This is a genomic window from Xanthomonas euvesicatoria (genome assembly GCF_013112235.1).
GTDB lineage: Bacteria > Pseudomonadota > Gammaproteobacteria > Xanthomonadales > Xanthomonadaceae > Xanthomonas > Xanthomonas euvesicatoria.
In genome coordinates this window covers 2,349,053-2,375,197 of record NZ_JABFFS010000001.1, presented here as the reverse complement: position 1 = coordinate 2,375,197, position 26,145 = coordinate 2,349,053, and the positions used below count along the sequence as shown (strand labels likewise).

The 26,145-nt window shown below is 59.2% G+C and carries 28 protein-coding genes and 1 tRNA gene; 11 read left to right on the top strand and 18 right to left on the bottom strand.

Annotated elements, in window-relative coordinates; translation table 11 throughout:
• Positions 1-78: 78 nt before the first annotated feature.
• From HLH45_RS10325 to dnaX, 4 genes are all read right to left on the bottom strand, one after another.
• Positions 79-429, bottom strand: coding sequence for a histidine triad nucleotide-binding protein (locus tag HLH45_RS10325; RefSeq protein ID WP_008571618.1), 351 nt, complete (start codon positions 427-429; stop codon positions 79-81).
• 105 nt (positions 430-534) lie between these two features.
• Positions 535-1,128, bottom strand: coding sequence for a recombination mediator RecR (recR, locus tag HLH45_RS10320; RefSeq protein WP_008571619.1), 594 nt, complete (start codon positions 1,126-1,128; stop codon positions 535-537).
• Positions 1,129-1,229: 101 nt separating this feature from the next.
• Complete coding sequence (locus tag HLH45_RS10315) at positions 1,230-1,550, bottom strand: YbaB/EbfC family nucleoid-associated protein (RefSeq protein ID WP_008571620.1); 321 nt, start codon at positions 1,548-1,550, stop codon at positions 1,230-1,232.
• A gap of 6 nt (positions 1,551-1,556) precedes the next feature.
• Positions 1,557-3,629: a DNA polymerase III subunit gamma/tau gene (gene dnaX, locus HLH45_RS10310; protein WP_046931839.1), complete on the bottom strand. Its 2,073-nt coding sequence runs from the start codon at positions 3,627-3,629 to the stop codon at positions 1,557-1,559.
• Between the two features lie 135 nt (positions 3,630-3,764).
• Between dnaX and HLH45_RS10305 the strand changes: the two genes are divergently transcribed.
• Positions 3,765-3,857 (top strand) — tRNA-Ser (locus tag HLH45_RS10305).
• Between the two features lie 87 nt (positions 3,858-3,944).
• A complete protein-coding gene (locus tag HLH45_RS10300; protein ID WP_033478861.1) occupies positions 3,945-5,465 on the top strand; it encodes a site-specific integrase in 1,521 nt (506 codons plus the stop codon).
• Positions 5,466-5,617: 152 nt separating this feature from the next.
• Here the strand turns inward: HLH45_RS10300 and HLH45_RS10295 are convergent, their stop codons facing one another.
• Together HLH45_RS10295 and HLH45_RS10290 are read right to left on the bottom strand one after the other, a co-directional pair.
• On the bottom strand, positions 5,618-5,977 hold the full coding sequence (locus tag HLH45_RS10295; RefSeq protein WP_008574516.1) for a helix-turn-helix domain-containing protein: 360 nt from the start codon (positions 5,975-5,977) through the stop codon (positions 5,618-5,620).
• 1 nt (position 5,978) lies between these two features.
• Positions 5,979-6,281, bottom strand: a complete 303-nt coding sequence (locus HLH45_RS10290; protein WP_008574518.1) for a type II toxin-antitoxin system HigB family toxin — start codon at positions 6,279-6,281, stop codon at positions 5,979-5,981.
• Positions 6,282-6,595: 314 nt separating this feature from the next.
• Between HLH45_RS10290 and HLH45_RS10285 the strand changes: the two genes are divergently transcribed.
• Complete coding sequence (locus HLH45_RS10285; protein WP_033478862.1) at positions 6,596-6,937, top strand: hypothetical protein; 342 nt, start codon at positions 6,596-6,598, stop codon at positions 6,935-6,937.
• 52 nt (positions 6,938-6,989) lie between these two features.
• Here HLH45_RS10285 and HLH45_RS10280 read toward each other — a convergent pair whose 3' ends face one another.
• Positions 6,990-8,585 (bottom strand): MobA/MobL family protein, encoded by a 1,596-nt coding sequence (locus HLH45_RS10280; RefSeq protein ID WP_046931835.1) that lies wholly within the window; start codon positions 8,583-8,585, stop codon positions 6,990-6,992.
• 266 nt (positions 8,586-8,851) lie between these two features.
• Here HLH45_RS10280 and HLH45_RS10275 point away from each other — a divergent pair, with 266 nt between their 5' ends.
• The gene (locus tag HLH45_RS10275) at positions 8,852-9,118 is read left to right on the top strand and encodes a hypothetical protein (protein ID WP_008577066.1); all 267 of its coding nucleotides are present in this window, start codon (positions 8,852-8,854) and stop codon (positions 9,116-9,118) included.
• Positions 9,119-9,163: 45 nt separating this feature from the next.
• Here HLH45_RS10275 and herA read toward each other — a convergent pair whose 3' ends face one another.
• From herA to HLH45_RS10255, 4 genes are all read right to left on the bottom strand, one after another.
• Positions 9,164-10,939: an anti-phage-associated helicase HerA gene (gene herA, locus HLH45_RS10270; RefSeq protein WP_008577068.1), complete on the bottom strand. Its 1,776-nt coding sequence runs from the start codon at positions 10,937-10,939 to the stop codon at positions 9,164-9,166.
• On the bottom strand, positions 10,936-12,243 hold the full coding sequence (locus tag HLH45_RS10265) for an SIR2 family anti-phage-associated protein (protein ID WP_008577070.1): 1,308 nt from the start codon (positions 12,241-12,243) through the stop codon (positions 10,936-10,938). The genes herA and HLH45_RS10265 overlap by 4 nt, the downstream gene beginning before the upstream one ends.
• Before the next feature lie 80 nt (positions 12,244-12,323).
• A complete protein-coding gene (locus tag HLH45_RS22075) occupies positions 12,324-13,733 on the bottom strand; it encodes an XVIPCD domain-containing protein (protein ID WP_008577072.1) in 1,410 nt (469 codons plus the stop codon).
• On the bottom strand, positions 13,726-14,448 hold the full coding sequence (locus HLH45_RS10255) for a hypothetical protein (protein WP_108723351.1): 723 nt from the start codon (positions 14,446-14,448) through the stop codon (positions 13,726-13,728). The genes HLH45_RS22075 and HLH45_RS10255 overlap by 8 nt, the downstream gene beginning before the upstream one ends.
• A 184-nt stretch (positions 14,449-14,632) precedes the next feature.
• Between HLH45_RS10255 and HLH45_RS10250 the strand changes: the two genes are divergently transcribed.
• The gene (locus HLH45_RS10250) at positions 14,633-15,652 is read left to right on the top strand and encodes an exodeoxyribonuclease VII large subunit (RefSeq protein ID WP_008577075.1); all 1,020 of its coding nucleotides are present in this window, start codon (positions 14,633-14,635) and stop codon (positions 15,650-15,652) included.
• A 61-nt stretch (positions 15,653-15,713) separates the two neighbouring features.
• Here the strand turns inward: HLH45_RS10250 and HLH45_RS10245 are convergent, their stop codons facing one another.
• The 4 genes from HLH45_RS10245 to HLH45_RS10230 form a co-directional block, all read right to left on the bottom strand.
• The gene (locus tag HLH45_RS10245) at positions 15,714-16,193 is read right to left on the bottom strand and encodes a JAB domain-containing protein (protein ID WP_033479244.1); all 480 of its coding nucleotides are present in this window, start codon (positions 16,191-16,193) and stop codon (positions 15,714-15,716) included.
• Between the two features lie 398 nt (positions 16,194-16,591).
• Positions 16,592-16,816: a hypothetical protein gene (locus tag HLH45_RS10240; RefSeq protein WP_008577078.1), complete on the bottom strand. Its 225-nt coding sequence runs from the start codon at positions 16,814-16,816 to the stop codon at positions 16,592-16,594.
• Between the two features lie 291 nt (positions 16,817-17,107).
• Entirely contained in the window at positions 17,108-17,605 is a 498-nt protein-coding gene (locus HLH45_RS21640; protein ID WP_046931830.1) for a hypothetical protein, read from the bottom strand.
• A gap of 43 nt (positions 17,606-17,648) precedes the next feature.
• The gene (locus HLH45_RS10230; RefSeq protein WP_033478733.1) at positions 17,649-18,155 is read right to left on the bottom strand and encodes a hypothetical protein; all 507 of its coding nucleotides are present in this window, start codon (positions 18,153-18,155) and stop codon (positions 17,649-17,651) included.
• 967 nt (positions 18,156-19,122) lie between these two features.
• On the opposite strand from HLH45_RS10230, the gene HLH45_RS10225 reads away from it, so the two are divergent.
• On the top strand, positions 19,123-20,523 hold the full coding sequence (locus HLH45_RS10225) for a site-specific integrase (RefSeq protein WP_008573344.1): 1,401 nt from the start codon (positions 19,123-19,125) through the stop codon (positions 20,521-20,523).
• Positions 20,524-20,603: 80 nt separating this feature from the next.
• Here HLH45_RS10225 and HLH45_RS10220 read toward each other — a convergent pair whose 3' ends face one another.
• The 3 genes from HLH45_RS10220 to HLH45_RS10210 form a co-directional block, all read right to left on the bottom strand.
• On the bottom strand, positions 20,604-21,533 hold the full coding sequence (locus tag HLH45_RS10220; RefSeq protein WP_008573345.1) for a Kiwa anti-phage protein KwaB-like domain-containing protein: 930 nt from the start codon (positions 21,531-21,533) through the stop codon (positions 20,604-20,606).
• Complete coding sequence (locus tag HLH45_RS10215) at positions 21,530-22,114, bottom strand: KwaA family protein (protein WP_008573346.1); 585 nt, start codon at positions 22,112-22,114, stop codon at positions 21,530-21,532. The genes HLH45_RS10220 and HLH45_RS10215 overlap by 4 nt, the downstream gene beginning before the upstream one ends.
• Before the next feature lie 271 nt (positions 22,115-22,385).
• Positions 22,386-22,790, bottom strand: coding sequence for a helix-turn-helix domain-containing protein (locus tag HLH45_RS10210; protein WP_008573347.1), 405 nt, complete (start codon positions 22,788-22,790; stop codon positions 22,386-22,388).
• 51 nt (positions 22,791-22,841) lie between these two features.
• On the opposite strand from HLH45_RS10210, the gene HLH45_RS10205 reads away from it, so the two are divergent.
• From HLH45_RS10205 to HLH45_RS10185, 5 genes are all read left to right on the top strand, one after another.
• Positions 22,842-23,603 carry a hypothetical protein gene (locus HLH45_RS10205; protein WP_008573348.1) on the top strand — a complete coding sequence of 254 codons (762 nt, stop codon included), beginning with the start codon at positions 22,842-22,844 and terminating at the stop codon, positions 23,601-23,603.
• 45 nt (positions 23,604-23,648) lie between these two features.
• Positions 23,649-23,963, top strand: a complete 315-nt coding sequence (locus HLH45_RS10200; protein WP_008573349.1) for a hypothetical protein — start codon at positions 23,649-23,651, stop codon at positions 23,961-23,963.
• On the top strand, positions 23,960-24,343 hold the full coding sequence (locus tag HLH45_RS10195) for a hypothetical protein (protein WP_008573350.1): 384 nt from the start codon (positions 23,960-23,962) through the stop codon (positions 24,341-24,343). Before HLH45_RS10200 ends, HLH45_RS10195 begins: the two co-directional genes overlap by 4 nt.
• Positions 24,344-24,520: 177 nt before the next feature.
• Complete coding sequence (locus HLH45_RS10190) at positions 24,521-25,417, top strand: Abi family protein (protein WP_158070651.1); 897 nt, start codon at positions 24,521-24,523, stop codon at positions 25,415-25,417.
• A 407-nt stretch (positions 25,418-25,824) separates the two neighbouring features.
• A complete protein-coding gene (locus tag HLH45_RS10185; RefSeq protein WP_008573465.1) occupies positions 25,825-26,127 on the top strand; it encodes a DUF3892 domain-containing protein in 303 nt (100 codons plus the stop codon).
• The last annotated feature ends 18 nt before the right edge of the window (positions 26,128-26,145 follow it).

Below are 26,145 nucleotides of genomic sequence, written 5' to 3'. Positions count from 1 at the left end.
CAGGGAGCGGCGTTTTTGTTTGTGCACGACGATCGCTGCATGACGCGGCTTGCGCGCAACGCGCGATCCGACGACGCGTCAAGGCGTGCCGAAGCGGCCCAGCGGCGCACCGGCCAGCAAATGCAGATGGAGATGGAACACCGTCTGGCCGGCATGCTCGCGGCAATTCATCACGATGCGGTAGCCGTCTTGCGCCAGCCCTTGCGCACGCGCATAGGTCGCCGCTGCGATGGCCAGCTTGCCAACCAGCAGCGCCTGCTCCGGCGGCACATCGTCCAGGGTCGGAAAGGCATGCTGCTTGGGAATGAAGAGCACATGCACCGGCGCCTGCGGCGCGATGTCTTCGAAGCCCAGCACCTCATCGTCCTCGTAAACGATGGTGGCCGGAATTTCGCGACGAATGATTTTGCCGAAGATGGTGTCGGTCATAGGATGGGAATAGGGAATCGGGATTGGGGAATCGCAAGAGCTTACCGCGCGCGCTTCTGACTTTGCTTCTCCGATTCCCGATTCCCCATTCCCGATTCCCCGCCCTCAAAGCACCTCACTGCGGGTGCCGAAGGCGTGCGACAGGGTGCCGCGGTCCACATACTCCAGCTCGCCACCCAGCGGCATGCCCTGGGCGAGCCGGCTTGGGCGTACTGCGTGCTGGCGCGCCAGTTGCGCCAGGTAATGGGCCGTGGCTTCGCCTTCGACCGTCGCATTGGTGGCGATGATCATTTCGGTCACTTCGCCGGCAGCCAGACGCTCGCCGAGCCGATCCAGCCCCAGTTCGCGCGGGCCGATGCCATCCAGCGGCGACAGGCGCCCCTGCAGAATGAAATACAGCCCGCGGTAGCCGGTGGCATGTTCGATCGCCAGGCGATCGGCCGGCGACTCCACCACGCATAGTTGCTGCCGGTCGCGGCTGCTGCTGGCGCAAATGCTGCAGATTTCCGATTCGGTGAAGTCGCGGCATTGCACGCAATGCCCCACCTTTTCCACCGCGTTGCCCAACGCAGCGGCCAGCCGCCGCCCACCCTCGCGCTCGCGCTCGAGCACGTGATAGGCCATGCGCTGGGCCGACTTCTGGCCCACGCCGGGCAATACCCGGAAGGCCTCGATCAGTTGTTCGAGCAAAGTGGACATTGGGTCGGGAATCGGGAATCGGGAATCGAGATTGGGGAATCGCAACAGCAAAGCCAGCTCGCTCTACGATTCCCGATTCCCCACCCCCGATTCCCTGCCTTTCAGAACGGCAACTTCATGCCCGGCGGCAACTGCATGCCGGCGGTCGCAGAGCCCATGCGGTCCCTGGATTCGGCGTCGATCTTGTTGGAGGCGTCGTTGAAGGCGGCGGCGATCAGATCCTCGGCCATCTCCTGGTCGGAGAGGATGCTCGGGTCGATGCGCACCTTGCGGCACTCCTTGGCGCCGGTCAGCGTCACGCTGACCATGCCACCACCGGCAGTGCCGATGACTTCCAGCTTGGCCAGTTCTTCCTGGGCGCGCTGCAGGTTTTCCTGCATCTTCTGCGCCTGCTGCATCAGTTGGGCAATATTTCCACGCATGGGTCGTTACTCGTCGTAAGGGCGGATGGAATCGGGCACGATCCGCGCGCCTTGCTGCTGGATCAGCAACTGCACCGTCGGGTCGTTCATGAAGGCTGTTTCGGCCGCGCTCTGGCGCTCGCCTTTCTGGCGGTTGGCACGCTCGTGCAAGGTTTCGACATCGGCGCTGCCGGTTTCGATGACGATGCGCGGCGGGTTTCCCAACACCGGTGCCAGCGCCTGCGCGAGGTTGGCGATGGAGCGCTCGGAGTTCAAATATTCGAAGCCAGGCGCCAGCGCCAGCCGCAGCACGCCATCGCGATGGCCGATGAATGCGGCGTTGGCGGCCAGCTGCCGCGACGGGCCATTCAAGCCGCTGCGCGTGACCAGCTCCAGCCATTGCTCGGCATCGGCGATGCGGCCGTCATCGAGCAGGGCCGTCGCGTCGGTCGCCGAGTCTGATGCAGCCCCTGCCGTTGCCGATGGCGCGACCACCGCTGGCTCCTCAAGCGACGAGGGCTCGACAAGCGACGACACTGCGACCGAAGCCGGAGCCTCCACCGCAGCGTCAGACGCAATCGCATCGGGGTGCGCGAGCTCGGCGGGGGCAGATGGCGGAGCCATCGCCGCTTCAGGCGCAAGCACGGCCATCGTGTCGGGTGCCGGCGCGACCTGCGCACGCACCGGCGCATCGTCCACTGCCCACGGCGGCGTGTCATCATTACGCGCACTGGCTGCAGACGCACGGCTGGCCGAAGAAGACTCTTGGGGGGCAAGCACGACAACGGGAGCCGCAGCCGAAATCGGCGTTGCCCGGGTCGCTGATGCCGGCAAGGACGCCTCCGCAGCCACAGCCGGCACCGTATCCGTCACTGCAGCAGGCGCGGCCACTACGGCGGGCGCAGCCGTCACCGGCGCTGCCGCTGCCGGCGCAGCAGCCTGACCGCCGGCAGCGCCAGAACGCGCACCACCGCCCGCCGTGGCACCGCGACCGTCGTCCGAGCCGCCAGCCGGCACCGCCGCTGCGGGGCGGAAGGCAAGCATGCGCAGCACTGCCATTTCGAAACCGGCGCGCGGGCTGGGCGCCAGATACAGGTCGCGTCGCCCGTTGAGCGCCATCTGGTACCACAGCTGCACCACTTCAGGCCGCAGCTGCGCCGCAAACGGCGTCGGGTCGATCCCGTCGCCGACAAAGGCCACCGATGGCACCAACTGCTGCACCTGCACCCGGTGCAGGGCCTCGGCCAGGGCCTCCAGCACACCGCTCCAATCGGGCGAAAATTCGGCCAGCGCGGCCACCACCTGCAACAGGCGCGCGCCATCGCCATCGGCGAGCGACTGCAGCATCGCGCCGACCTGGGTGCGATCGACCGTACCCAGCATGGTGCGCACCACATCCTCGCGCAGCGCGCCGCCGGCATAGGCGATGGCCTGGTCCAGCAGCGACAGACCATCGCGCAGCGAGCCATCGGCCGCCTTGGAAAGCTGCACGATCGCCGACGGATCCGACTCGATCTGTTCGGCGGCCAGGATGCGCGTCATCTGCCCCTGAATCTGGTCTTCGTCCAATCGCTTGAGGTTGAACTGCAGGCAGCGCGACAGCACCGTCACCGGCAATTTTTGCGGGTCGGTGGTGGCCAGCAGGAACTTCACGTGCTCCGGTGGCTCTTCCAGCGTCTTCAGCAGCGCGTTGAACGCCGCCTTGGACAGCATGTGCACTTCGTCGATCAGGTAGACCTTGAACTTGCCGCGCGAGGGCATGTACTGCGCGTTTTCGATCACCTCGCGCACATCGTCCACGCCGGTGTTGGATGCGGCATCGATCTCCAACAGGTCGATGTAGCGCCCGGCGTCGATGTCCAGGCAGGCCGGGCACGTCCCGCAGGGATCGGCACTGGTGCCGGTCTCGCAATTGAGCGATTTGGCGAAGATGCGCGCGATGGTGGTCTTGCCCACGCCACGGGTGCCGGTGAACAGGAACGCGTGATGCACGCGCCCACTGTCGAGCGCGTTACTGAGCGCGCGGACCACGTGTTCCTGGCCTACGAGTTCGGCAAAACGCTTCGGGCGCCACTTGCGGGCGAGAACGAGATAAGACATCGGGCAACCGGCTCTGTTTGAGCCGATATTGTGCCATGCCCGGTCTCAGCGACTGCGGCTGGAAGATTCAGCTTGTGGTACGGGCCGGCGACCGCTAGAATTTGCGGCCCTGTTCGACCACGGTCGGGCAGGCACGGAGAGGTGTCCGAGTGGTTGAAGGAGCACGCCTGGAAAGTGTGTAAGCGTCTAAACCGCGCTTCGGGGGTTCGAATCCCCCTCTCTCCGCCAGAATACGCAAACCCCTGAGAAATCAGGGGTTTTTTGTTAGCGTAAAAACTGGCTGCAGCTGCGCAAGTCGGAACACACACGACGCCCATGCGCATTCCTCATCATCTCGTTCGAGCCCCGTCCGGACTCTGGTCGTATCGCCAGCGTGTGCCGGTCGATTTGCAGCCTATCGTCGGTCGGCAGACCTTCAAACGCACCCTGCACACCTACGACATGCGCGAGGCAAGGTTGCGCGCGCTGACGATGGCCGCCCGCTATGCTCAGGTCTTCACCGTGTTGAAGGAACGACGCATGCAAAGCCAAGACGACGACCTGGACGCGCTCCTGGCGCGCCTGACCGGCACCGAACGTCCGCAGGAGTTGACCCTGAATCGGACGCGCTCGGCAGATGGGTCGATCACCGAGCAATGGCAGATCGACACGCCCGAGGACGTCACGCTCTACCAGCAACTCATGGCGTTGACGGCCCCGCAGCCCAGCGCGTTGGGGGAGCTGATTCATCAGCACGTGCCGCCCCTCCAGACGCCACGGCGGACGACAAAGCCCGCCCTCGAATCAATCACGCTCGGGAAGGCCCGAGACGCCTGGCTGAACAGCCTCAAGGGCAGCACTTTGCCCAAGACCTGGACCATCAAGCGGACCGCTGTCGAACTGCTGACCAGCTTCCTGGGTGAGAAGACCAAGCTGCACACGGTCACCCGCTCAGATCTGGCCCGGTGGTATCAGGACATGCGTGAGAAGGGAGCCTCCACCCCGACCCTCACGAACAAGCAGTCGTATATCGGTGGGCGGGGAGGTTTTTTTGAGTGGGCCCAAGCCTCCGGCCACTACCCTCGGGGCGACAACCCCGCGTCCGGACACGTGAGCTACTCCACCCGGGAAAAGCGCGCCCGCCGCAAGTTCGGCTTCAAAGCCTACGACGCCCACCAGGTCCAGGCCCTGTTCGCGCCGGCCGCCTTCGAAGGTCTGCCCTTGGCGGCACGGTGGGCGTCCCTCATTGGCTTGTATACCGGCGCCCGCGCTTCGGAGGTCGGCCAACTGCTGACTGCCGACGTGGTGGTTGATGGCGGCATCCCCTGCGTCCAGATTTCAGATGAGGGAGAGCATCAGAAGGTCAAGACGGACGTGAGCTTGAGAACCGTGCCTATCCACCCCGACCTACTCGCATTAGGCTTCCTGGACTGGGTCGAGCAGGCGCGCGCCCAAGGACAGGAACGTTTGTTCCCAGCGGCCAAAGCCGATGCCAAGAACGGCCAGGGGAACTGGATCTCCAAAGCCTTCAGCCGGCACCTGGCCGAGGTGGGCAAGAACTGGCCCACGGCCAAGCGAGGCTTCCACTCGCTGCGCAAAACCCTGATCCAAGAGTTGCAAGGCGCGGGCGTGGTGTCTGAGCTCCGCGCCCAGTTGGTCGGCCACGAGCTGGACGACGAGCACCACGTGACCTATAGCAGGGCGTTCACAGCTCAGGAGAAGCTGGACGGGCTCCGGGGCGTGTCGCCTGGGCTGTCGGTGTTGGCCTATGGACTCAGCCTGGACACTCTTCTCCCTTTGCTCGAAGAACCACCACAGAGCAAGAAACCTTCCAAGCCAAGGAAGCAATCCACATGAGCACACCTGGACTTCCGCACGAATCTCACGTCGCCGTGCTGGTAGATTGCGACAACGTGCCGACCGACATTATGGAGCACGCCAAGCAGACGGTCGCCTTTCGACACCAATTAGTCCGAAAGAAAAGCCCCCGCCGAAGCGGGGGCTAAGGATTAGGCGCCAATCAAACTTTCCGCAGGGATGCCCAGGTTTTTGCGAAGGTTTCGGATCATCTCAATGGACAAACCACGCTTCCCGTTGAGCACTTCATACACGCGGTTGGGCTTGCCAATGGAGGCGGCGAGATCCTTTGGCTCAAGACCGGCCTGCTCCATTCTGAACTTGATTGCCTGGATCGGATCCGGCGCATCTATGGGGAACTGCTTGGCTTCATACGCCTCAATGAGCGTAGCCATCACGTCCAGGTATTCGCCTTCCGGGCTATCGGGCGCGGGGTCAGCCTCCACCAGCTTGGAGATCGACCTCAATGCAGCCTTGTAATCACTGGGGGTGCGGATGGGGGTGATGTTCATGTCAGTCAACCTCTATGGTTACGGCGTCTATCTGATCGTATTCGGCGTGTGTGCCAATAAACTTCACGTAAACAATGCGGACTCGGTAAGCCACCGCCACGATCAATCGGTAATCATTGCCTTTGATGTTGAACACCACTCGGTTGTTGGCAATGAAGCTTGCATTTCGGTAAGCGTTTTTGATGTCCTGCGGTGACTTCCAAGTGGCCGCCTTCGCTTCGTCATACCACGCCTTCAAGGGTTGTTCGGCTGGGGGGTTCGCCTCCCAGTAGTCCCTAAGCGTGGCAATGGCGATGACTCTCATGCCGCAATCATAGTCCCATTTTGGGACTTGTCAAGCAAGATAGGGATTGGTGTTCCCCCCTTTATCTGATTCATCCGACGAAGTCACCTTGAGCTAAGCTACTTTGACAGAATTGCCTGTCACAGCAGAGGGAAACCGACGGTTGAAGCGCACACAAGCCCGAACTGCCCGACTCGGCTTAACTGCTTCCTTATGACATAGCAGCCATCAAATTTTGACCCGTATTCAAATTTGTGAAATAAGCCCACAAGCGAGCTCTTGCGCAGTCGAGAATTGTTGATTGGATGAGGGCTTCCCCACACGTAGGAATTTTCATGACCACCCATCCCAAACAACTCGAAATCGCTGGCCAACTGCTCGCAGGGCTGATGAGCCAAACCCTTTCGGACGAGCCCCTTACGCGCCAGCGAAATGTTTGCAATGCTTGGGCCTCCGCTGGCGAACTGATCGTCTACAGCCAGAAGAACGTCCCAGGCGGAAGCAACGCCGCTCCATCGTTGGACCATGCTCCTCCCCGGCCCTCGCCGGCCGTGCGCACACGCGAGGCTGTCATTGTTCGAGAGCTCCCATCGATAGACGAATGGCGCGCGGGCCGGAAGAACAAAGACGCACAGTTGGATCCTGTGCGTGCCAAAAAACGGCCGACCCTTCACTGAGTCTACCGAGAGCATATAAACATTGAGCCCCGCAGTGCGGGGCTCAATGGTTTCAGTGGAAGCGCGGCGGCTTGGGAACGTAGACAGGAGCGGGAGGGACGAAGATGGCAGGGCTGGGACGATGCTGTTCGGGTTCACTCGCCATGTCGAGCTGGAGGGGATACCGCTGGAGCATGTCTCGGCTCCACACCTCCAGATGCGCCGCGTTGGCCGAGGCTTCTTTCTCGCAAAGGGCTTGTTCCTCCGGGGTCACCCTGGCCCTTGCATCCGCCATCTCTGCGGTTCTACTTTCGAGGGTGCTCAGTCGGCGACCACGCCTCTGATTCCATCCCCCCTGCATCCACGATGGACCGGGCTCGGGGTTGTTCGCAACGAAGTCGTTCCATGAGTTCTCGGCCATGTGGTGCAGCTTCTCCGCTCGGCGCACCGCCAATAGCCGCCGGGCGAACTTCATGGCGGCTGCCTTGAAGCGCCGCAGCCGCCGCAGCAGCTCGTTGAGGTCCGGACGCAGCCGGGCCTCGTCGGCGAAGGCAGCCACGCGTTCCCTGATCCACTGCAGCAGGTCCAGTGTTGCGTGGAGTGTTTTCGCCAAGCGGGGATCCGCTTGAACAGCCACTCCCCATTCGTCGCTGGCCTCCTCCGCGAGCTCGGAGACCGAACGCGGATCGCGATGCGGCTTGGCATCCTCGGCTTCCAGCAGTCCCAGCCCACGGGCGATGGGCGCCATGCTGCTCGACATCTCGATGTGCCCCGCCCCGCGCCCCAGTGGCAGAGATAGCACGGCGGAAGACCGGCGAGCCTCGCGCTCGGCCTGGGCCCGGCTATGACCATCGGGCACCGGCATGGCGCGCCCCTCCTGCTCGAACACGTCAATGAGTTTTCGGAAGGTCTCCTCGTTGGTTTCTTCGATTCGACGGTTTGCGTCCGAACGCTCCGACGGCTGGCCCCGTCGAGCCAACGCCGTGCCGTTTTTGCCGACGTGCTTGGTGGGCTCTCGGGACAGGACGGCAGCAGCGGCAAGGTCGCCGCGCGCCAGTGCATCTTCGGCTTGGACCTTAAGTCGGCGGTGGTCCACGCGAATCTCAAGCGCCGCCTTCTCAAGGTGGGCGTTGATGGTGGAGGCGATGAGTTCGCGCACCCACTGCACTTCAACACGTCCCGACGGCCCGCCATCCAGTTCCTTTGTTTTGTCCGTGAGACCGTCTGGCCCCATGCGCCGCGTCGTCGCCAGCACGTGGACGTGCCAGTTCAAGCCGTCCTTGCTGCCGGGGCTGTGGATGCTGGCCTGGGCCGCAAAGCCGTAGCGCCCGACGAGCGCACGGGTGACTTCCACGGCCAGCTCGGAGCGCTGAAGATCGTCGAGCTCGTGGGGCAAGGCAAATTCAAACTCACGTGCAACCGTGGAATCTTTGCGACGCTCAGCCGCCTCTGCCGCCGGCCAGAGCTCAGCGGGGACCAGAGCCCAATCGGGCGCGTCCTCGGGAGCAATGCAGCGCGTTTCGACCACGCCGTCCCGACGGCGGTAGTCGTGGCGCAGGCCGGTGAGCGCGTCCTCAAGCAGCAGGCCGGCGCGGTAGGCGGCCGCTGCGACAGATGAGTGCCCCTTGGCGCGGCTGAATGTCTTGACTTGCGCGTGATAGATGGCCATGAAGCATGGGTTCCGAAGCGATTGGGTTCGCTTCGTTATGCCTTGGATTCGGATTTGCGCAAGGGCTGAAAGCACTTGGGGTTCAAGGGGCGAAGCCCTTTGCGCACGTGTCACGCAGTGACACCTAGGTGCGCTCTTGCTTGTTCTTGAAAGCTCCTGTTTTTCAGAACTTTCGAGTCACGCGGCGGACGAAATTCGAGACCACCTCAATGCTTGACGCGAGCCGTTTTCCTGCTTGACTCATTTTCAAGCGACAGGAGAAACGCATGACCGCAACGAATCACTACCGAGACCAAATTCAGCGGGCCACCGAGCGCTTAGCACAGCTGCAAGCGAAAGAGCTTTTAGCCAACCAGCGCCGCGAAGCAAAGGCGCAGGAAACAGCAAGGCGCGAAGAGATGAGACGACGGCAGCGAGTGGCTGACCTAGTCTTCCAGACGGGTGCCCATGCACTGGACGACGCGGAACTAGAGTCACTGCTCCGGGAGCACGTAACCGGCAAGAGTCAATCGCCGGAAGCTAGGTTCCACTGACGCGATGCGCGCAGTCGGGCGCGGTCATGCCACGAGACAAGCGCATCACAGGTAGTCACCAAAACCCTCTTCCTCTTCTTCGCTCACGTCGGAAGCCCAGCTGTTGAAGCGGCCGTCTTCAGAACGAGGGAGAGGATGAGCTACTGGAGCTTTAATCAGAGTGGCCATCTGGAGGCTTCCACCGAAAGCCAAAGCGTTCTGGCGAGCAAGCCCAGCGATCCTTCGCACCTCACGCTTATCCGCCCACTCGCTTGCGGATTGGATCGCGGAAAGATCCTTCTCCGAGGACAGGCGAAAAGAGACCCAGGTATTACACTGGGAAAGCACGGTCGGAGATATCTCTGAAGGTCGCTGGGTGCTGAGCCATAGTGCCAACCCAAATTTTCGCCCTTCCTTTGCTAGACGCTCGTAGGCCAGAGCATTGTTCACAGCTTCATCGCCAGTCCCCATTTGCCGGAGGTAGTGGTGCGCCTCCTCAAGCACTAGCAAGGTCTCCCGTTTGTTCTCCTGCCCCCGTCTAAAGAGCTCAAACGCGTAGAGCTCCAACACTGCCCCTAAAACAAACGGCGTCAGATCGTGCGACACCCGACGGAGGTCAACGATATGCACCCGCCAGTTGACCTCATCTCCGCCAAACAGCCGTTCCACGACCGCTTTTGATTCGTTTTTCCAGCTGAGCGGACCACCGCAGCCCGGGCCACCAGCTACGCTCACCACATCCTTGAACATCTCGTCATCCACGAATCTGGCGATGCGAGTAATGAGCGGGGCAATGTTTCCGTAGTTCCAGGCGCTGCGTTCGAAGCCGTTTCGCGCAGGAGCAATGGCGTGGCTGTCAGCAATCAAGGGACCGAGGGCCTGCATGGGAGGCCAAGAGAGCGCCGGCGGTGGCATCCCTGCACGTAGGCTTTCAATGATGGTCTGCGCCTCGGATACGCGGTCACTCCGACAGTCGTCGAACAACGATGCTTGCGTGTCCGTCGCTAGGCCCACGCCACCGTAAGCCGGGAACCACTTCACCTGGTTGAGGTGGTCCAAGGCAAAGGTAAGGGCGGGCCGTTGAGTCTTATCGCTGGGCAACAACAGGCGTTGCAGGCCCAAGCGACCCAACGCGTAATAAGGGATACGGTAGCTATTCGGATCTGACCCGCCGATGCGTGTGACTTTGATGGCTCCCGGAGGATAGCTGGCAGCAGGGAAAGCGTCTTCGTATTCGCCGTTGATATCGAAGATGACCACCCGCGCCTTGGGCATCTTGGCGATCTGCTGGAGCACCGCAGCTGTAAAGCAGCTCTTTCCTTGCCCTGAACTGCCAAGCACCGCGACATGCCTGGAAACCAAACTCTCCAGGTCCACCATCAAACGGCCGCCACCCCGCAGGTCATCCCCCAAGTGAATGTCTGCCGGTGAGGCCAAAGAACTGTGCAGAATCGAAGACAGCTCTTCGTCAGTGAGCGGAAAGGCCTCAGCCCCTAGCGCAGGCGAGGAAAGAGAGTCAGACACGAAAGCCAGCTTTCCTGTGTCACGCCGCAGCCGACCCACCACCAAACCGGTGAGATGACGCAATGGCTCGGAAGCAACCGATGTTCCCGAGAGCCCAAACCGGTGAACCTCTTTGGGCTCAGCAAAGGACAAGGACTGAACTTTCATCACCAATAGCCGGCCACCGGATTCAATCCCGAGAAGACTTCCCACTTCAGTGACAACCGAGACCCCGTGCGCGTGAGCGGCCAGTTGGCCGCGATGGACATCCATGAGGTTCAGCGTGATATCCACGCCGTCGATTTGGACAACGTAGCCGATGGCCTGCCGGCTCCTCATAGCTCGTCGTCCTCCTCTACGTCGGGCTTCTCGGGCATCAAACGCCTGCGCAAGTCCGCCAGCTCCTGATCGTAGATCGTGGGGTCAGGCAGATCGGCTGCCAAAGCGCTGGTGTAGGCTCTTTCACCACCACCAACGATGGTCAAACGTGGCGTTTGAAGCGCAAGCAATCTGCGCACGGTTTGCGGGAGATCACCCGCTGTGGGATCGCCCTTGAACTCAGGGAGATACACGACCACCTGAAGCGTCGGATTGAGCAAGGCGGAGCGTATGAGTCGGTTTATGTGTTCATCGCCAAAACCATAGCCACTTATGATGAGCGCCGTTTGCGGTCGGGCCATGAACTCCGCGAACCGTCGCAGCAGCTCGCCCATGACATACCCGACGGTCTGGAGGTATTTCGCGGCACGCGGCAGGACCAAGTAGCTAAGCGTGTCTTGGAGGCCTATCAAAAAATCCCCGATGTCACGCCATGCTTCAGAGGCCGAGACCTCATACAAGCTGTGGTCAACCTCTTTCCAGGTCAACGACCCGTGGAGCTTGGCCAAGTAGATATTGTAGACGCCGAAACGGGCCTCTCCCTTGGCTTGGGCATTGCGGAACCCGAGGTCGAAGCTTTGGGGCGAGAAGCGGCGGCTATGCACGCCTAAGAAGCCGTTGATGACCTGAAGGTCTACCGATTCCGCTGCCCACTCAATCGCCAGATCGTAGTTGGTTGTGAAGACCCAGGGGGCTGGCTGGCCGGGCTGGCGTGCTGCAGTGAGCTTCTGAAGAATCGAGCGATGGGCTCCCAGTTCGTCGGCCAAGTCAGCACCTAAGGGAGACTTCCACCAATCCTCCTTGAGCTTCGCAGCATTCACGACGGATCTGAAGAGGGCCGTTCTGACACCCTGGGCTTCGGTAAGTTGAGGACTACCTTGACGCTCCCATTCAAGGATTGCGATTTCAAGCTTGTCCAGAAGGACTTCGAAGTTTGGTAAAACTGCGACAGGGACCGAGACCTGGATGAAGGGGTTCGCCGCGGACGGCACAACTCCAGGAGGAGGCCGGGGAGCCGGAGGCAGTGGCAATCTTTTCTCGTTCTCCGTGATGAACTTTTGCGCCAGAAGCCAATCTGCCTTGACTGGGTTCCCTGCCAAGAAGCTGCTCCATAGAGTCCTCATCGTCTGCCCACCAGCAGAGCAGGATGCTCCGGCCCCAAGCAGCAAACCGACGTTTTCTAGCCTCAACAAAGAGGCGAGATAAGCCTGAAGCTCTATCTCGTCAGTGATCTGCTTCCCGCAGCGATACGCAACTATGCTCATGCCGCCCCCTGTTCGTTGAGTCTTCGCCCACCGACAAATTCAATCGAAATTCTTGCTCATCGTTCCATCCAGCTTTCCCGCTAAATGGTCATGCGCGGTCCTTGCTCCTGCTGAGCTGTTTGTTGCTGGGTCTGCTCCATCTGCTGCTGTCGCATCTGGTCCTGCTTAATGACCTCCGCCTGTTGGAGGCTCTGCTGCGCGGGCTGCTGAGAAGCCTCGCGCCCGTCCACATGAGCATGGAAGAACGGCCCTTTGTCCCCAAAGGGCGCATAGATCGCAACGACGTTCTGAGCGCCATTGCTCCCCAGGCCTCCGGTCACCCGATCGACCCGCTGCAAAAGTGAATCTTCGGCCTGCTGCTTGTAGAGCGACGCCGACACGTTGCGGCTCTCCTCGTCGTTCCAGTTGCCCGTGCCTTTGACCCAGTCGTGGATGCGGACATAAGTCTGATGGTCGGCATGGGCCGGGTTGTCGGCCAAAATCCGCTGCGGCTGGACATCATTTCCTGACATCAACTCCGGGCGATTGCTGTTGCCCGCACCTAACTGCCGCACTTCCACTTGACGCACTTGTCCCTGGGAGGTGTCCGCAAACCCGAACGTCTTGCCCACCCCACCCAGGTCAATACCCGCATCTTCGGCTTGCTGAGCACTCACCCCTAGCTCCTGCAGGTTGTAGCCCAACTTAGGCATCGGCTGCGCCGTGACGTTCGCACGATCTTTCCAGATGTCGGCGCCAGCACCAATGGCGTAAGCCGTGTAGTAAGCCTGGTAGGCCGAGGTGCCCTTGTGTCCCAAGGTGTTGCCACCCTTGTCAAAATGGCACTCGGCCACCGCCTCCACGGCAGGGCTGGCAATGCGGCCCTGCGTAAGCTGCAATCCATGCTTATCTAGCCGGACACCGGGCTCCAACTGTTCGTTGGTGACGCAAGCGGTCGTGGGGTCTAGCCGACGCAGCAGATCTTTTTGGTTGACTTCGCCAGTGGTCGTGACCACCCGGCTCGCCACAGAGTTCATGCTCATCAACTCTGCCAGGCCCTCATCCCGGCGAGCGGAGGCAAGATATTCCTTGGCTGTAGGAGTGACATCCACCACCGGCTCACCGTATTGCGCTCCCTCCTTGAGGGCTTGATCGATGCCGTAGGCAAGCTTGTATCGCGATTGCTCAGCCGACTTGGCCATCAACGCATGCCCGGTCTCGTGACCCAGCACACCCGTCAGCAAATCCACGCGATCCGATTGCTTGGTTCTCTGGAATATATCCGCGCTGACATTGACCGTGCCTGTGCTCGCGTCGTAGTGCCCGCCTTCGTTCGGCCGGTTTGACACCGACAGGTGACGCAAACTGCCGCTCTCCACGGCCTGGGCCATCGCAGACGCAAGGTAGGGAGAGGTTTCGACGGCCTCGCGAAAGTCCCGAGCAGCCGAAGGCGGCAACCCGGCTTGCTTCTCTACCTCGCTGAGGAGCTGTTCGACACGTGGGTCAACCATCGATTGGCTCCAACTCGAAGGTCACTCTCGAAACACAGTGCGGATCGTTGCGGTTGTCTGTCTTAACGGCGATGTAGGCACCAAGGTTTTGACCGGCGTGCTTGTCGAACATGATCCGGTGGTCGTCACCAAAACCCGGCTTGGTCATCCGGAAGCCCGCCGACAACAGAGGGGCTTGCACCGCGTCCATGGTGAGTTCGCATGAGCCAGGCGGGCTGACCGACACTTCTATCAAGTGGCCAGGGTGCTTGGCGTAGGGCTTCCAGACCGCCACCTCGTAACCTACCTTCTCAAGTGCGCCCCTAGCCCCATAGCGTCGCCCCTTGGCATCGGAGGGCAACTTCAATCCCGTGGCGTGCTCAACAGCTCCGGGGGCCGTGTCGGCTTGGGAGCGAAGAGCCTGTGCCAACTGAGCTATGACCTTGATGAGTGCGGGGGCAGTCAACGCGGGCCCCGGCTGCAACTCGGGGTAGTCGTCTTCATCGACAAGCCGAGGCGTGACCTTTGCCGCGGCATCCGCCGCGATATCGGATGCCGCAGCAGCTTTGTTCTGTTCGGCCTCAATCGCGGCCTTGCTTGGGGGGTTTGGCACAGTGGTCTCCTGGGGCAAGGCCGAAGGTTGAGCGCACGCCACCAGTCCCGAAGTCAAAACCCCTGCGGCCAATGTCATGGCCAAGGCAAAGGAGAGGGGGCGTCCGTTGCAACTGAAGTCCATAAGCCAGCTCATACGAAGAGTTGGGAGGCTCAGTCTATCCGCACAGTAGCCCAGCAAGTCAAACGTCGGAATTGTCGAGCGCACCGCATGGTTGTGTGACAAATCTCCCGGTATAGCGAGTCACTCGTGGGCCACGTTTCGATCGCTGGGCTACATTGTAGGAAATGCTTTCATTGATGCGCTCATGTCTCAAGCAAGCCGCAATCTCGACTCAGCAGCCACCGACGCCAACACGCCTTGGATCACCGCTGACCAGGTGTTGCCTCTTGCGCGCCTGGAGGGCGGGAAGCTACCAATCCGGGTAGCCGGGAGAGCCAAGAAACTCATGCCATGGAAACAGTTCTGCTATGGGGTTTTTGAGCCTTATCCCGGCGCAGAGTTGAGCTTCCGTATCCCTTTAGAGGAACAACCCCAAGACGACGCACCGATCATCATCGCGGGCGTTTTGACGGTGAACAGAAAAATGTCCGTAGAGCTCCAGGGGCGTGTGGAGGGCCCCTGGCTCACGGCAGCGCGGGAGCCACGGGTTCCCATCCCGGATCGCGGACGCAATCCAGTGACGATTGGGGAGTTCCTCGGGAAAAATGGCCTTTCTGGGCTTGGCTTCCTTGCGAGCAAGACCGGTTGGGACGACATCTGCTCTGCGGCAAGACTGCAGAAACTTCGAAACAACACGCTTGTGACGGCCAACTTCGGTGATGAAACCAAGTTCCTTGAAGCGTTGAAGCAGCTCACTGCAACTGGCGTAAAAGGACTGGTCATCGCGCGAGGTGGTGGCGAGCGACTAGAGACCATTGGTGACTCACGCAACGTCACCCGTGCCCTGATCGAAACAGGCCTGCCCTTCTATGCCGCGCTGGGCCATGCCAACGACGTGCTGTTGCTGGACAAGCACGCCGACGATGTTTTCCTCACGCCCAGCGATTTCGGCCACCGACTGCGAGATTGCCTGGATGCAGCTCAAGAGGCAGAAGACGCACGAACCGAAGCAAGCGATGCCGAAGACAAGTTGATTCAACTCTCGACAAAACTGGATCGGAGGGAGTCCGAGCTTGACGAAACTCGCCGCCACCTGGGAGAGCTATTGCAGCAGAGCAAGCTGGATAGTCAGGGCTTAAAAGCCGAACTCCGACAGTGGAAGATGTTCGCTGCTGTCGCAGGAGCATGCATGTTCTTGCTGTTGCTGTGGCTTGCTATGCGGTAAGCAGTGGGTCCCGTTCTACGGAGCACATCTGCGCCGTCGTCACCCGATGAAAGAAGGGGGGCTATGCCCACCCCCTTGCCGCGAGGCTGACGCTCTTCTGGCCACCGATGACCAGGTGGTCCAGCACTCGGATGTCCAGGAGGCCCAAGGCTTCCTGCAGGCGCTGGGTGACCTTGCGGTCCGCTTCGCTCGGCTCTGGATTGCCGCTCGGGTGGTTGTGGAAGAGGATGACGGCCACCGCGTTGAGCTCAAGAGCGCGCTGTGCCACGACTCGGGGATGAATCTCGCAGCCGTCGACCGTGCCGAAGAAGAGATGTTCGGTTGCCAGGATGTGATGCTTGGTGTCGAGGAAGACGGCCCCGAAGACTTCGTGACTCAGATGTGCGCAGCGGGCAACCAAGTAATCGCCGGCTTGGTCGGGGCTGTGGATGCGGCCTTGGCGCTGTCGGCGCTGCTCCAGGATGTGGGCGGCGGCGAGCAAGATGCCCTCCTCGTCCATCTGGAGTTGGTATTGAGCCTTCAGGTCTTGGGTGCGCTTCATCGGTTTGTCTCCACCAGCGCGTTGTGCGCCTCGTGGGAACCGGTAGGCGGAGCGTCCGGCCCTACCGCACCCGAGAGCAAGCACCGCGCAAGCGGCGCACAGCGAAGGGCCGCAACAGAGCGCCAGCGCCGAGAAGGAGGCCTGTCCTTGCGGTCGGGACAGCGAAGCCAAGATTCCCTTCAAGAGGCCCAGCGCTGGTGGAGACAGCACCATGCATTCCACAAGGCTTGCGAGCTAAACGGCATTCGGATGGACGCTGTCGATTGATATCAGCGAGCGATGGCTGGGCTTTGCAGCCAGTGATGAAGCTACTGCGGACCTGTGCTTGCCTGAAGCCCTTATGGCTGCGCATGAGCAGCACGCAAGCTTCGGGATGGACCAAGGCAGCACCAATGGAGTCAGACGTGCTCGTCCATGTTTTCCAGCCCGTGCCAGAACAAGATTTCCTCGGCCCGACGGCCGACGAACTGCGCGTCTTCGCTCGTCGCTGCCTTGCTCTCGATGGCGGCGGCCATGCTGGCAAAGGCTTGCCAGAAGTGGCGGCGGTCAGGACTGGAGGCCCGTAATGTCGGCACCGCAGCATCCAGACGCTCAAGGTGACGGCGAAGATCGGCTCTGTCCATGGGCTCGAGTATCGGCAGTGTCGTCGCACCACTTGAGACTTAGCATCGTCAGGACAGCGAGAGCGAACTTCTTGCAGGGTGCCGGCACGACGCTGCTCAAGCATTCCATAGGGGAGCTTCTCAAAGCCTGGCAACGCCCACCGAGCCCTAACGTGTAGGCCAACGAAACGCTTTCAACCTCGCCAGCGCCACCTGGTTCCTCTCACCTTTTGAGAAACGAGAATCACCTGGTGACAAAGAAAAACGCCCCAGCTTTGAACTGGGGCGTTCTTAGAAAAGCTCGACCTGATCTCAGCTCGGCAGGGTTTCGATGGGACCCACGTCACCCGTCGGAATTCTGCCGCCGCAAGAGCCGTAGCAACCGCCGCCGATCAGCACTCCACCACCACCACCGCCGGTTCCAGCGGAGCCGCCACCACCACCGCCGCCGCTCGAAGGCTGCTGAGCAATCTTCTCGGCCATTTCCTTTGCCTTCTTTCCGCAAGGCTTCTCAATGTAGACCATGCCCCGGCCAGTATAGTTGAGAATCTTTACGGTGTAGGAAACATATCCCTTATAGGAGTTTGCGACCCAATTTCCCTCACCCAGCAGTTTGGAGGCTGCCGAATCAAGCCTATCCATAAAAAGGGCATTGGCAGGATTCTTGCTGTCGCTAAACTTTGGCAGCTGCGTCAAGGGCACCTGAATTGGCACCAGTGGCGGCATCGGGAGTTCCGAGCACGCAAATGCAGCCCCCATAAGCCCCGTCAGAGACATCGCAGCGACGCCAGCTTTTTTCATAATTCCCATTTACGCCCCACTCCTTTTTTAAAGAACAATTAACCACACAAACTTACTGACCGATTGGACGTTTATCCAATACCGGTGCCCTGCCATGCTTCGAAGTGTAGATCCGGTCTATTTCAGCGTTGAGTCTCAAGGCTTCAGACTCCCCGAGCATTCTTTGCTCTGTTGAGAGTGACTTAGACATCATTACTTCTCGAGTAACAGACGCACGGGTATCTCCACGCATTTCCGCCACACGCGACACGGCATACGCAGCAACAGGATCACCACTTTCGCTGCCGCCTTGGAAGGACGCCAGCATGTTTAAAGCAAAGAGGTTTCCTTCCGCTCCAGCATCCACCAAGCGCTGTTGCGCCATGGGGTCTGAAGGCAACAACCGCGCATCCAAGATCGTTTGAGCGACTTTATCGCCCGCGCTCGATGCCTGCTTCAGCAGGGCCTCCGGGGCGACCATGTAAGCCTCTAGCTGTTTTTCGTTGGGATAGCCATGACGATCCAGCCACTTCTGCTCGGCCTTGCTTTCGGCATAGCCAGGATCGTTATCGAAGCTCATCCCGTCTCTAGTTTTCGGCACTTCTGGGAACGGATGTCGAACATGAGAGTCATTCCGAAGATCGACGCCGCCTTCAACCGATTGAGACGGAGCCCGATCCTTGACTGATTCGTTCGCTGCATTGGGAGTCTCATTCTGGGAGATGCCCTGCGTTGACCCTTCGTCCTTACGCGCTTCGTGCGTCCAGATGATGCCACCTACTACGACTGCCAGTGCGACTGCACTTAGCGCTACTGCTTTGTTGCCCATCTCACCTTCTCGTAATTCCATTACAGCTGCGTAAGCGCAGTCCCAAGGTGGATAGCGTTGCAGATCAGCTCGCTTCACGCAAGCTTAATCTTACACAAATTTAGGTCCGTATCGGAGCAACGTCTGTCGAAGCAGCGAACGACGAAGATCCGAGTGCGAATCCGGTCTTCTCGCTTATTTAGCGCCATGACGCCAAACGAGACCTGGACTCGCCATGATGTCGCTGGTGAGCTTCTTACAGGGCGCCGGCATGACGCTGCTCAATCGTCCGCGAGGAGAGCGACCATCGGTCTCGCGTCCGGCAATGTCAAATTACGCTTAGGTTGTTTCGTAAACCATAGGTCTCAATCCCCTCGCGATGTAGGGAATTTCTGAGTTGTCCGCATCGTCGCAGCCATCGATTAACTCAATTAAACTAACGAAAATAACCTAACATTTATTTTATATTCATTTTAAAACCAGCTCTTTAGCATTATCTCGTTAGCTTATTTGCTGCAAACAGTACGCAATTGACTGCGATAAATCGGCCTCAATTCGCTGCAAATCCTTGGTCCATAAGGCTTCTCACCAGGTAACAGATTGGCGAGTCTGGGAAGCACCCCAGCGGCGATACCCCAACACCTAAGGACTTCGCCGTGGCCGCAAGTTTTTGTATCGCCCCCGTTGACGAATTTTCGTCCTGTCATATCCCTACTTCCATCTCCGATGGAAGTGACCCATGACCACTCTACCCTCCGCAGCACTCAACGATTACATCGCTTCGCCCTTCGGCCTCCTGCATTTGGAAGGCATCCACATCGGCCGGTTCCGCATCGACCGCGCCATCATTCGAGGCCGGGAAGCGGCCATCAATCTCCAGGAATGCATCCTGGCGGCCTTGGACGAGACTGGCCGAAAACAAGCCTTAAAGCGCGGCACCCGGTATCCCGAGCAGCTGCCGATGGGAACTCCTGCTCGGCCCTTAGCCAAGGAAGTCGAAGACCACCTGGAGGACATGCGCCGCCGGCAGCTGGACCCAAAGACAGTGCTGGCCACAGAGCGCACGTTGAAGCTGCTGCTTCTTACCTGCGGCAACATCTCCGCATCACGTGTCGACTACCACCACATCCAAGCGCTCTGGAAGCTCCTACGCTGGGCCCCCAGGAACTTGACGTCGGACCCGCTGTTGAAGGATCTCACCTTCGACGAAGCCATCGCCATGGGGAAAGAGCAGGACGTGGCACCGCTGGCCCCGGCCACCGAGGAGCGTCATCGCCGGTTCCTCGTCGCTTTCTTCAACCACCTGGTCAACGGACAGGCCATCGTTTCTTCGCCCATGAAAGCCTTCCGGAAGATCAAGCAGGACGACACCATCGACCCAGAAAAGGCCATCCGGCTGTTCGAGGACGAAGACCTGCAGACCATTTTCGACCCCGAGACATTCATCCCCTGGGCCAAGAAACCCCAGTATTGGTGGGCGCCGATGATCGGCTTGTATACCGGCGCCAGGGTCAACGAGGTCTGCCAGCTGAAGCTGACCGACATCGTCGAGGAACGCGGGGTGTGGTGCATCTCTTTCCAGAAGACGTTGGACCAAGACTTGGCCGCAGACCCGAAACGCCGTCGGCGCAGCCGGCAGAGCATGAAGGGAGCGGGCTGCATGCGCATCGTCCCGATCGCGAAGCCGCTCTTGGAGGCAGGCTTCCTGGAATTCGTGGAAGACATGAAGGCGACCGGCCACCCCCGACTGTTCCCGTTGCTCTCCGCTGGTGTGAACCGGAAGACCGGGGAAACGAATGCGCGTTACAGCCAGCAGTTCGTGGTGGACTTTGGGCGCTACCTGAAGACCCTTGGGTTCGAGAAAGGAATCGGTTTCCACGCCTTCCGCCACACCTTGGCCACCGAACTAGATGCAATCGACGTCCCCGAGAAGGAGATTGCCCTGGTCACGGGCCACAGCACCGATCCCCGTGAACGGGTTCCAGTGCTGCGCAAGCACTACTTACACAAGCGATCGCAAGCAACGCGCAGCAAGCAAATCAGCGCACTGGAACTGTATCAGCCCAACGTGGAGCTGCCGCGCTACAAGAGGGGGCAGTTCGCTTCGTGCTTGGCAGATTCGAGCAAGTTCTATCCCTGAGGCAATTGGACATGCCACAAAAGCTGCGCCCTCCCGTCGATACCGCCGGGAGTAGAAAATCAAAGAGTCCGATGCTTCTGTTACTGAGCCGCATCCACACGATGACCGCCTGGCACGTCATACATGATTGCGGTGATCTCGCTGATCAGGCGCTGATCTAGAAGCAGCGTCATTATCACCCTTGCGGTTTCCTCGGTTGGGATGATCAATCCTTCGGCATCAAACTGAATTCCCCAGTTGTGTCTTTCACACACCTCGCGCAGCGTCCCCAGATATTTGGGGTTTTCGTATAGCCTACGCTCTTGAATGACCGCCATGCGGCGCAAGTGAGTGCCATTAAGCCCGACATGAGCGACCAAAGGCGCCATGTCGGTGAAAAGGGAAATGAACTTTTTTTCCTCCTGAAGCTCAACAAACGCGTCAACAAAGCCAGCACGATATTTCATCATTGACTCAAAGGCACGCTTATTACCTACGAGCAACGAGTCATCCAAGGCAAACAGATCAAATCCCGGCTCCAAGGTAAAATCCACTTCCTGCACGGCACTGAGCGCGCCGTTTTGGAACGCCATGTTGATAACCCCTTTCTTTCTATACGCGGTCTTCCACGTGGCCGGAGAACGTCGCACTGCATATAGCACGCGCTCTTCCTGATAGAACTTGACTACATAACCAGCGGCATTCTTGAGCTGGTCACGCTTCTTTGCCGGGTGTTCGAGCTCTGGGCGGTCTACAAGCGCCTGAAGCAAGGCAAAGTCGGTGTCCGCAGCTGAGACCGACAAGCAGCCGTTGTCCGTGGGCTGAGCCAAGTGTCCATAGGGAATCCACTCAGTCATCTTTGCCCTTTGCGTCTTAGCGAACTCGCGCAGCCTACCCTCCAGAGCCTCATCTATACGGACATAGTTGGCAGTAAATCGGCTTACAGTCGTGCTGGACTTAAAGACCCACAAATGAACCCTTGCGGTATCAAGATCAAAACCCTGCAGTTCCCTCAATGCTTGGTCGGTCATGGATCCCCCATTAGATAAACGTCCTGTATTTCTTCGGCTATCTGGATACTGGGCAAAAGCGCACCTTTTTTCAAGACCCTAACTATTCGAACGGCACCGACTTGGCCTAAGGCAACCTTAGCCTCGTAGAGTTTCCAGCCCATCACGATCAGCAGTGGGTTCATCAAAATCTGACCGGATCGATACGTAATGACGAACAGCCCAATCCAAAAGACCAGAAAACCGCCGAGCTTTTGCGGATCCCCATAGCTCAGACCCATAAAAGACACCACATACGGCAGCACGTAGTTAATTAGGTCATTGGGAATAGCCTTCACTTCCTGCACGTGCACGCGGTGCGTCAGCCGAACCGAGCGGAGCACCACCACCATCAACAGGAGCGCTCCCAAGGTAACCCCTACGCTCCCAGACGCCAACCACGGGTGACCAAATACCTGAAACTGGCAGTTCCATTGCCCTCTCCAGCCACACAAGGGTGCACCCCAATACTTCGCCGAAATGTCTTGAACCATCAGGATCAAGGCCAAGGGGAAATAGGAGCCCAAAAAAATGAAGAGTGCTGACCAGAACTGAAACTGCATGGGTTGGACTCCTTCCAATATTGGTCACATTGTCGCCAATATGCATCGCACTGGCTGAGAATGCGCCGTGCTGGCCAAGCACACAGTCCATTCTGACATCGCCTTTCCCCGGGAAGTCATGGTTGATGAACTAGCAAAAATTGAAACGATCAGACGATCACAGACCAACATCTTTCGCTAGTAGCACCGATCCTTGAGTTGTAAGCGAAATTTGATGATGGACGACGCTAAACCGGAATTTTAAATAGTGCTAAAAGGCTAACACATCACCCTAGCCTTCCCCCCCTTGCTTCACAGACAACTCTTTGAGGCGTTCTAGCGCTTCCTTCTGCTTCGCCACTGGTAGGCGCGACACGAGAAGGATGATGTCCGCCAACAGGTCAGAGGTAGCGTGGAAGTAAGCCACCGGCAACTTCAACGCTTTTGCCAACGCCTCAGCGGTCGCGGGGTCGGGGTCATGTTGCCCCGTCTCGTAACGGCTCACGCGCGTCGCCCCTGAGACGTTGTCCACCATCCCAATGCGCTCCGCCAGCTCGGCCTGGGTCCAGCCCATGGCCATGCGCGCATGGCGCAGACGCGTGCCATAGACCGTGGCCGGTGTCTTGGGTTTGGGCATCGAGAAGATTGCACGAAAGCTGAATTTCCTCAGTGTGCCGCTTGGAAGCGGGCTTCTCATCTGCGAATATCGTAAATGCTGCCAGACCGGCGGTCTACAGGGGCTTTTCGTATGAAGCACACAGGACAAGGAGCGTTCGCTGCGCTCCTGGCGTTGACGCTCGTCTCGCCGTTGACCACCCACGCCCAGGACGTGCCGGCACAGAAGTCCAGCTTCTTCCGCCAACTCGGAAAGAGCCTGGCAGACTCGGGCAAGCAGATGGTCGGCATCAAGCCGAACGGCGGCAACAAGGCCGGCAGCCAGGGGACGGGCTCGATCTACACGCCTATCAGCGGCGCCGGAAAGCTGCCCGGGCTCTTCAAGGGCGACAACCACCAGCAGGCCCAGCTTGGGAAGTTGGAATGGCCGCGAGTGGCGCTCACGTTCACCGAGTGGGGTGCTTCGCTGCCCTGCTGGACGACGGAGGCCCGCATCTGGACCAGCCCGACAGCGTCGACGACCGAGACCTTCCGCACGTGCTTCGATGCGTCGCTGACGGAAACGGACGACCTGGGCGAGACCGCTGAACTCAACAACGCTGCGCTGTGGAAGGGGCGGGACACCTTGAGCGGCATCCGCGTGCTGCCCAGCAAGCCGAACTCCGGCACTCAGCGGTCCACGGGCCCTAACACGCCTGCGCAGCCCTTCGTCGTCAACGTGAGCCGCCCTGGGGTCGCCGACAGCGCTGTGGACGTGTCGCTGCGCGTCGCCTGGGTCTCCGGGTTTATCCAGACCGCCGACTTGCATCCCGGCCCCTCCGGAATGCTGACGCCCTTCAAGGACACACGGATGTGGATCGCGGGGTTCAAGCCCGACGGGAACCGCGACAAGTAACCCTGCCTCCTACTTCTCAATCCCTCTCGCTATCAAAGGACAGACATGAAACACGCAAGGATCGGCCTGGTCGCGTTGACCATGGCCCTGGGCCTGACCGCCTGCGGCGGCAAGCCTTCGTCTGACAATGCCAAGGAAGCCTTTGTCCAACTGCTGAAGGACAGCGGCGCCGGACAGGTCACCGACGTCCAGCAATTCGAGCTCTCCGGCTGCGTTGAAGCGGAAGGCGCCGAGGGCTACCGCTGCGATACCCGCGGCCAAGCGGTGCTCAACATCGAGGGCCGGCAGGTGCCGATCCCCGTCAGCAAAAATCTTCGCTACGTGCGGGAATCTGGAACCTGGAGGGCCTACGCGAAATGAAGACCCAACCCAATTCGATGGTGGGAACGACAGTCGGCGCCGTTGGCGGCTTTCGCGGGGACGGCGCCTTGCGCGCCACTCCCAAGAAGGTCCTGACGCCCCACAATCGCTTCTTCTGGTGGTTCTCGCTGAGCCTGCTCCTGCTTGGGCCTTTCGGGTTTATCGTCGGACCGCTCATGGCCCGGCGGGGCCTGAGAAAGGCGGAGCGGCTTCATCCTCATGAGGCCTACCTGGCTCGGCAGAGGGACCAAGGCTTCAGCTGGGCCCAGTGGTGGGTTATGACCCCGCTGGTGGTCACCATGGGCATGGGGGCACTGGCATTTCTGAAATGGCTACCAATGGCGCTGATCGTTTCCTGGGTTCAGCTGACACAAGCTTAATCACAATAAAAACAAACACTTACACAGGCAACTCTTTACAGCCTTCCACCTTATTGACCAAGCCATTAGTTGTTGGTAGACTAGTCCCAACGCACCCGCCACACGTCTTGGTCTCGGCCAAGGTTCTGCGAAAGCAGACGTGCAAAAGGCGGGTTTTATTTTGCCCGGAATTTGCCGGTGACCAAAACTACGTTTAGCAAAACTGCGGCGACGCCAGAGCAACTTTTGGCAAAGCTTAGACACGCCGGGCTCGAATGCAGTCCCGCATACGAACCAACCGCCCTAGCCTATCTTACATGCGTGGGAGGCTACCGGCTGAAAGGCTATTGGTTCCATCTAATCGACCCGACGAGCAAAAAATTTCCTCCGGGCATTCGCTTTGAAGACATAGCGGCTAGATACGAATTTGATCGAAACCTTCGCGCCTTGACCATCTCAGCAATAGATAGGCTTGAAGTTGCTATTCGCACTGTCATGGCAAACTACTTAAGCCTCAAGCACTCCCCCCACTGGTTTTTGACTCCTAATATTTTCAAACCCAATAAATCATGGGGCATGGGGCAACTCCTCAAAAAAATTGAAGATGAGGTCAGTCGATCTAACGAGAAGCGCTTTGTTAAGCACTACTTCGAAAAACACGACGAGCCATATCTGCCCCCCAGTTGGTCTATTAGTGAATGTGTAACTTTTGGCCTTTGGTCAAGGACTTACTCAATCCTCCGTGACCCAATCGATAAAAAAGGCATCGCAAAAAAGTTCGGCGTGGATAAGTCAGAAGTTTTCGAGTCATGGATACACGCCTTGACTGTAGCTCGCAACATCGCTGCGCACCACGGCCAACTGCTCAAAACAAAAATACAAGTAGCACCTGCAAACTATAAGTCAATGAATATAAAATTCAGCGACCAGAAATCTTTCTTTGCGATTGCCACCGTGGTGAACTATCTACTGAGCCAAACCGGGCTACCACATAATTGGAAATCAGAAATTGAAAGCATTTTTATCAAGTATCCAAACGTTTCACTCGCCGAGCTAGGATTTCCTGTGAATTGGAAAAGTTTGCCGGGATGGTAAAGAACCCCCGTAGCGCTGGTCATGTCGTTAACGGCGAAAGCCCACCCATGGGCTGTAGCACTACCATCGAATACGACAATCTTGTCCATGGACTAGCAGTGGACGCGCTCTAATCGCTAAAATGACATACCTCAAAGCAGGACACCTTCCTGGTTTGCGTGGCTGTAGGAGAGTCAGGAAGTTCGAGCGGGATCAGTACTTCCCGCTCTCTCCACCAGTTATCCTATTGGTAGTGGCTCCGGCAAAGCAGCTCCGGAACTACCCTACTAAGAAAACCTACCACGTTTTATTTGCTGGCCTATGTGGGCGAGAAGGCCACCCGTCGAGGTGGCCTTTTTGTTGTTCAGTCGCAGGCTGTGAGACGCAGCCCCACTACAATAACCCTACCAACCATCATAGGGGGCAGTATGGCTAAGTGGGCAGATTACGGCATTTCGGCTGTCCGGTACAACGCAGCGCATACGCATATCAACCGCGTGCGGGCACATCCAGACAACGGGGACACGATTGGTGCTGCGGTGGAATATGAGCGAGCGGTCATCGTCAAAGCAATCAAGGACGGATACAGCTTCATCACCATCGTTTCGAGTGGCGGCAACTGGCAGAAGGGACAGCCGGTCTACATCATCAAGGTCAACGGGGTCGAGTACATCAAGACCGTGGATAACGGCAAAGAGCAGGACAACCTCGAAAACCTGCCCGAGTTCTGACCGGCGGGCACTCGGACT

Bases quoted from the DNA above. Each gene is read 5' to 3' on its own strand.
- HLH45_RS10325 (WP_008571618.1), bottom strand. From the start codon at position 429: ATGACCGACACCATCTTCGGCAAAATCATTCGTCGCGAAATTCCGGCC.
- HLH45_RS10285 (WP_033478862.1), top strand. From the start codon at position 6,596: ATGACCACCCATCCCAAACAACTCGAAATCGCTGGCCAACTGCTCGCA.
- HLH45_RS10185 (WP_008573465.1), top strand. From the start codon at position 25,825: ATGGCTAAGTGGGCAGATTACGGCATTTCGGCTGTCCGGTACAACGCA.
- HLH45_RS10275 (WP_008577066.1), top strand. From the start codon at position 8,852: ATGACCGCAACGAATCACTACCGAGACCAAATTCAGCGGGCCACCGAG.
- HLH45_RS10210 (WP_008573347.1), bottom strand. From the start codon at position 22,790: ATGAGAAGCCCGCTTCCAAGCGGCACACTGAGGAAATTCAGCTTTCGT.
- HLH45_RS10225 (WP_008573344.1), top strand. From the start codon at position 19,123: ATGACCACTCTACCCTCCGCAGCACTCAACGATTACATCGCTTCGCCC.
- HLH45_RS10315 (WP_008571620.1), bottom strand. From the start codon at position 1,550: ATGCGTGGAAATATTGCCCAACTGATGCAGCAGGCGCAGAAGATGCAG.
- HLH45_RS10200 (WP_008573349.1), top strand. From the start codon at position 23,649: ATGAAACACGCAAGGATCGGCCTGGTCGCGTTGACCATGGCCCTGGGC.
- dnaX (WP_046931839.1), bottom strand. From the start codon at position 3,629: ATGTCTTATCTCGTTCTCGCCCGCAAGTGGCGCCCGAAGCGTTTTGCC.
- HLH45_RS10195 (WP_008573350.1), top strand. From the start codon at position 23,960: ATGAAGACCCAACCCAATTCGATGGTGGGAACGACAGTCGGCGCCGTT.
- HLH45_RS10240 (WP_008577078.1), bottom strand. From the start codon at position 16,816: ATGGACAGAGCCGATCTTCGCCGTCACCTTGAGCGTCTGGATGCTGCG.
- HLH45_RS10255 (WP_108723351.1), bottom strand. From the start codon at position 14,448: ATGGACTTCAGTTGCAACGGACGCCCCCTCTCCTTTGCCTTGGCCATG.
- HLH45_RS10280 (WP_046931835.1), bottom strand. From the start codon at position 8,585: ATGGCCATCTATCACGCGCAAGTCAAGACATTCAGCCGCGCCAAGGGG.
- HLH45_RS10205 (WP_008573348.1), top strand. From the start codon at position 22,842: ATGAAGCACACAGGACAAGGAGCGTTCGCTGCGCTCCTGGCGTTGACG.
- recR (WP_008571619.1), bottom strand. From the start codon at position 1,128: ATGTCCACTTTGCTCGAACAACTGATCGAGGCCTTCCGGGTATTGCCC.
- HLH45_RS10230 (WP_033478733.1), bottom strand. From the start codon at position 18,155: ATGAGCTTCGATAACGATCCTGGCTATGCCGAAAGCAAGGCCGAGCAG.
- herA (WP_008577068.1), bottom strand. From the start codon at position 10,939: ATGAGGAGCCGGCAGGCCATCGGCTACGTTGTCCAAATCGACGGCGTG.
- HLH45_RS10290 (WP_008574518.1), bottom strand. From the start codon at position 6,281: ATGAGAGTCATCGCCATTGCCACGCTTAGGGACTACTGGGAGGCGAAC.
- HLH45_RS22075 (WP_008577072.1), bottom strand. From the start codon at position 13,733: ATGGTTGACCCACGTGTCGAACAGCTCCTCAGCGAGGTAGAGAAGCAA.
- HLH45_RS10300 (WP_033478861.1), top strand. From the start codon at position 3,945: ATGCGCATTCCTCATCATCTCGTTCGAGCCCCGTCCGGACTCTGGTCG.
- HLH45_RS10250 (WP_008577075.1), top strand. From the start codon at position 14,633: ATGTCTCAAGCAAGCCGCAATCTCGACTCAGCAGCCACCGACGCCAAC.
- HLH45_RS10245 (WP_033479244.1), bottom strand. From the start codon at position 16,193: ATGAAGCGCACCCAAGACCTGAAGGCTCAATACCAACTCCAGATGGAC.
- HLH45_RS10215 (WP_008573346.1), bottom strand. From the start codon at position 22,114: ATGCAGTTTCAGTTCTGGTCAGCACTCTTCATTTTTTTGGGCTCCTAT.
- HLH45_RS10295 (WP_008574516.1), bottom strand. From the start codon at position 5,977: ATGAACATCACCCCCATCCGCACCCCCAGTGATTACAAGGCTGCATTG.
- HLH45_RS10220 (WP_008573345.1), bottom strand. From the start codon at position 21,533: ATGACCGACCAAGCATTGAGGGAACTGCAGGGTTTTGATCTTGATACC.
- HLH45_RS10265 (WP_008577070.1), bottom strand. From the start codon at position 12,243: ATGAGCATAGTTGCGTATCGCTGCGGGAAGCAGATCACTGACGAGATA.
- HLH45_RS21640 (WP_046931830.1), bottom strand. From the start codon at position 17,605: ATGGGAATTATGAAAAAAGCTGGCGTCGCTGCGATGTCTCTGACGGGG.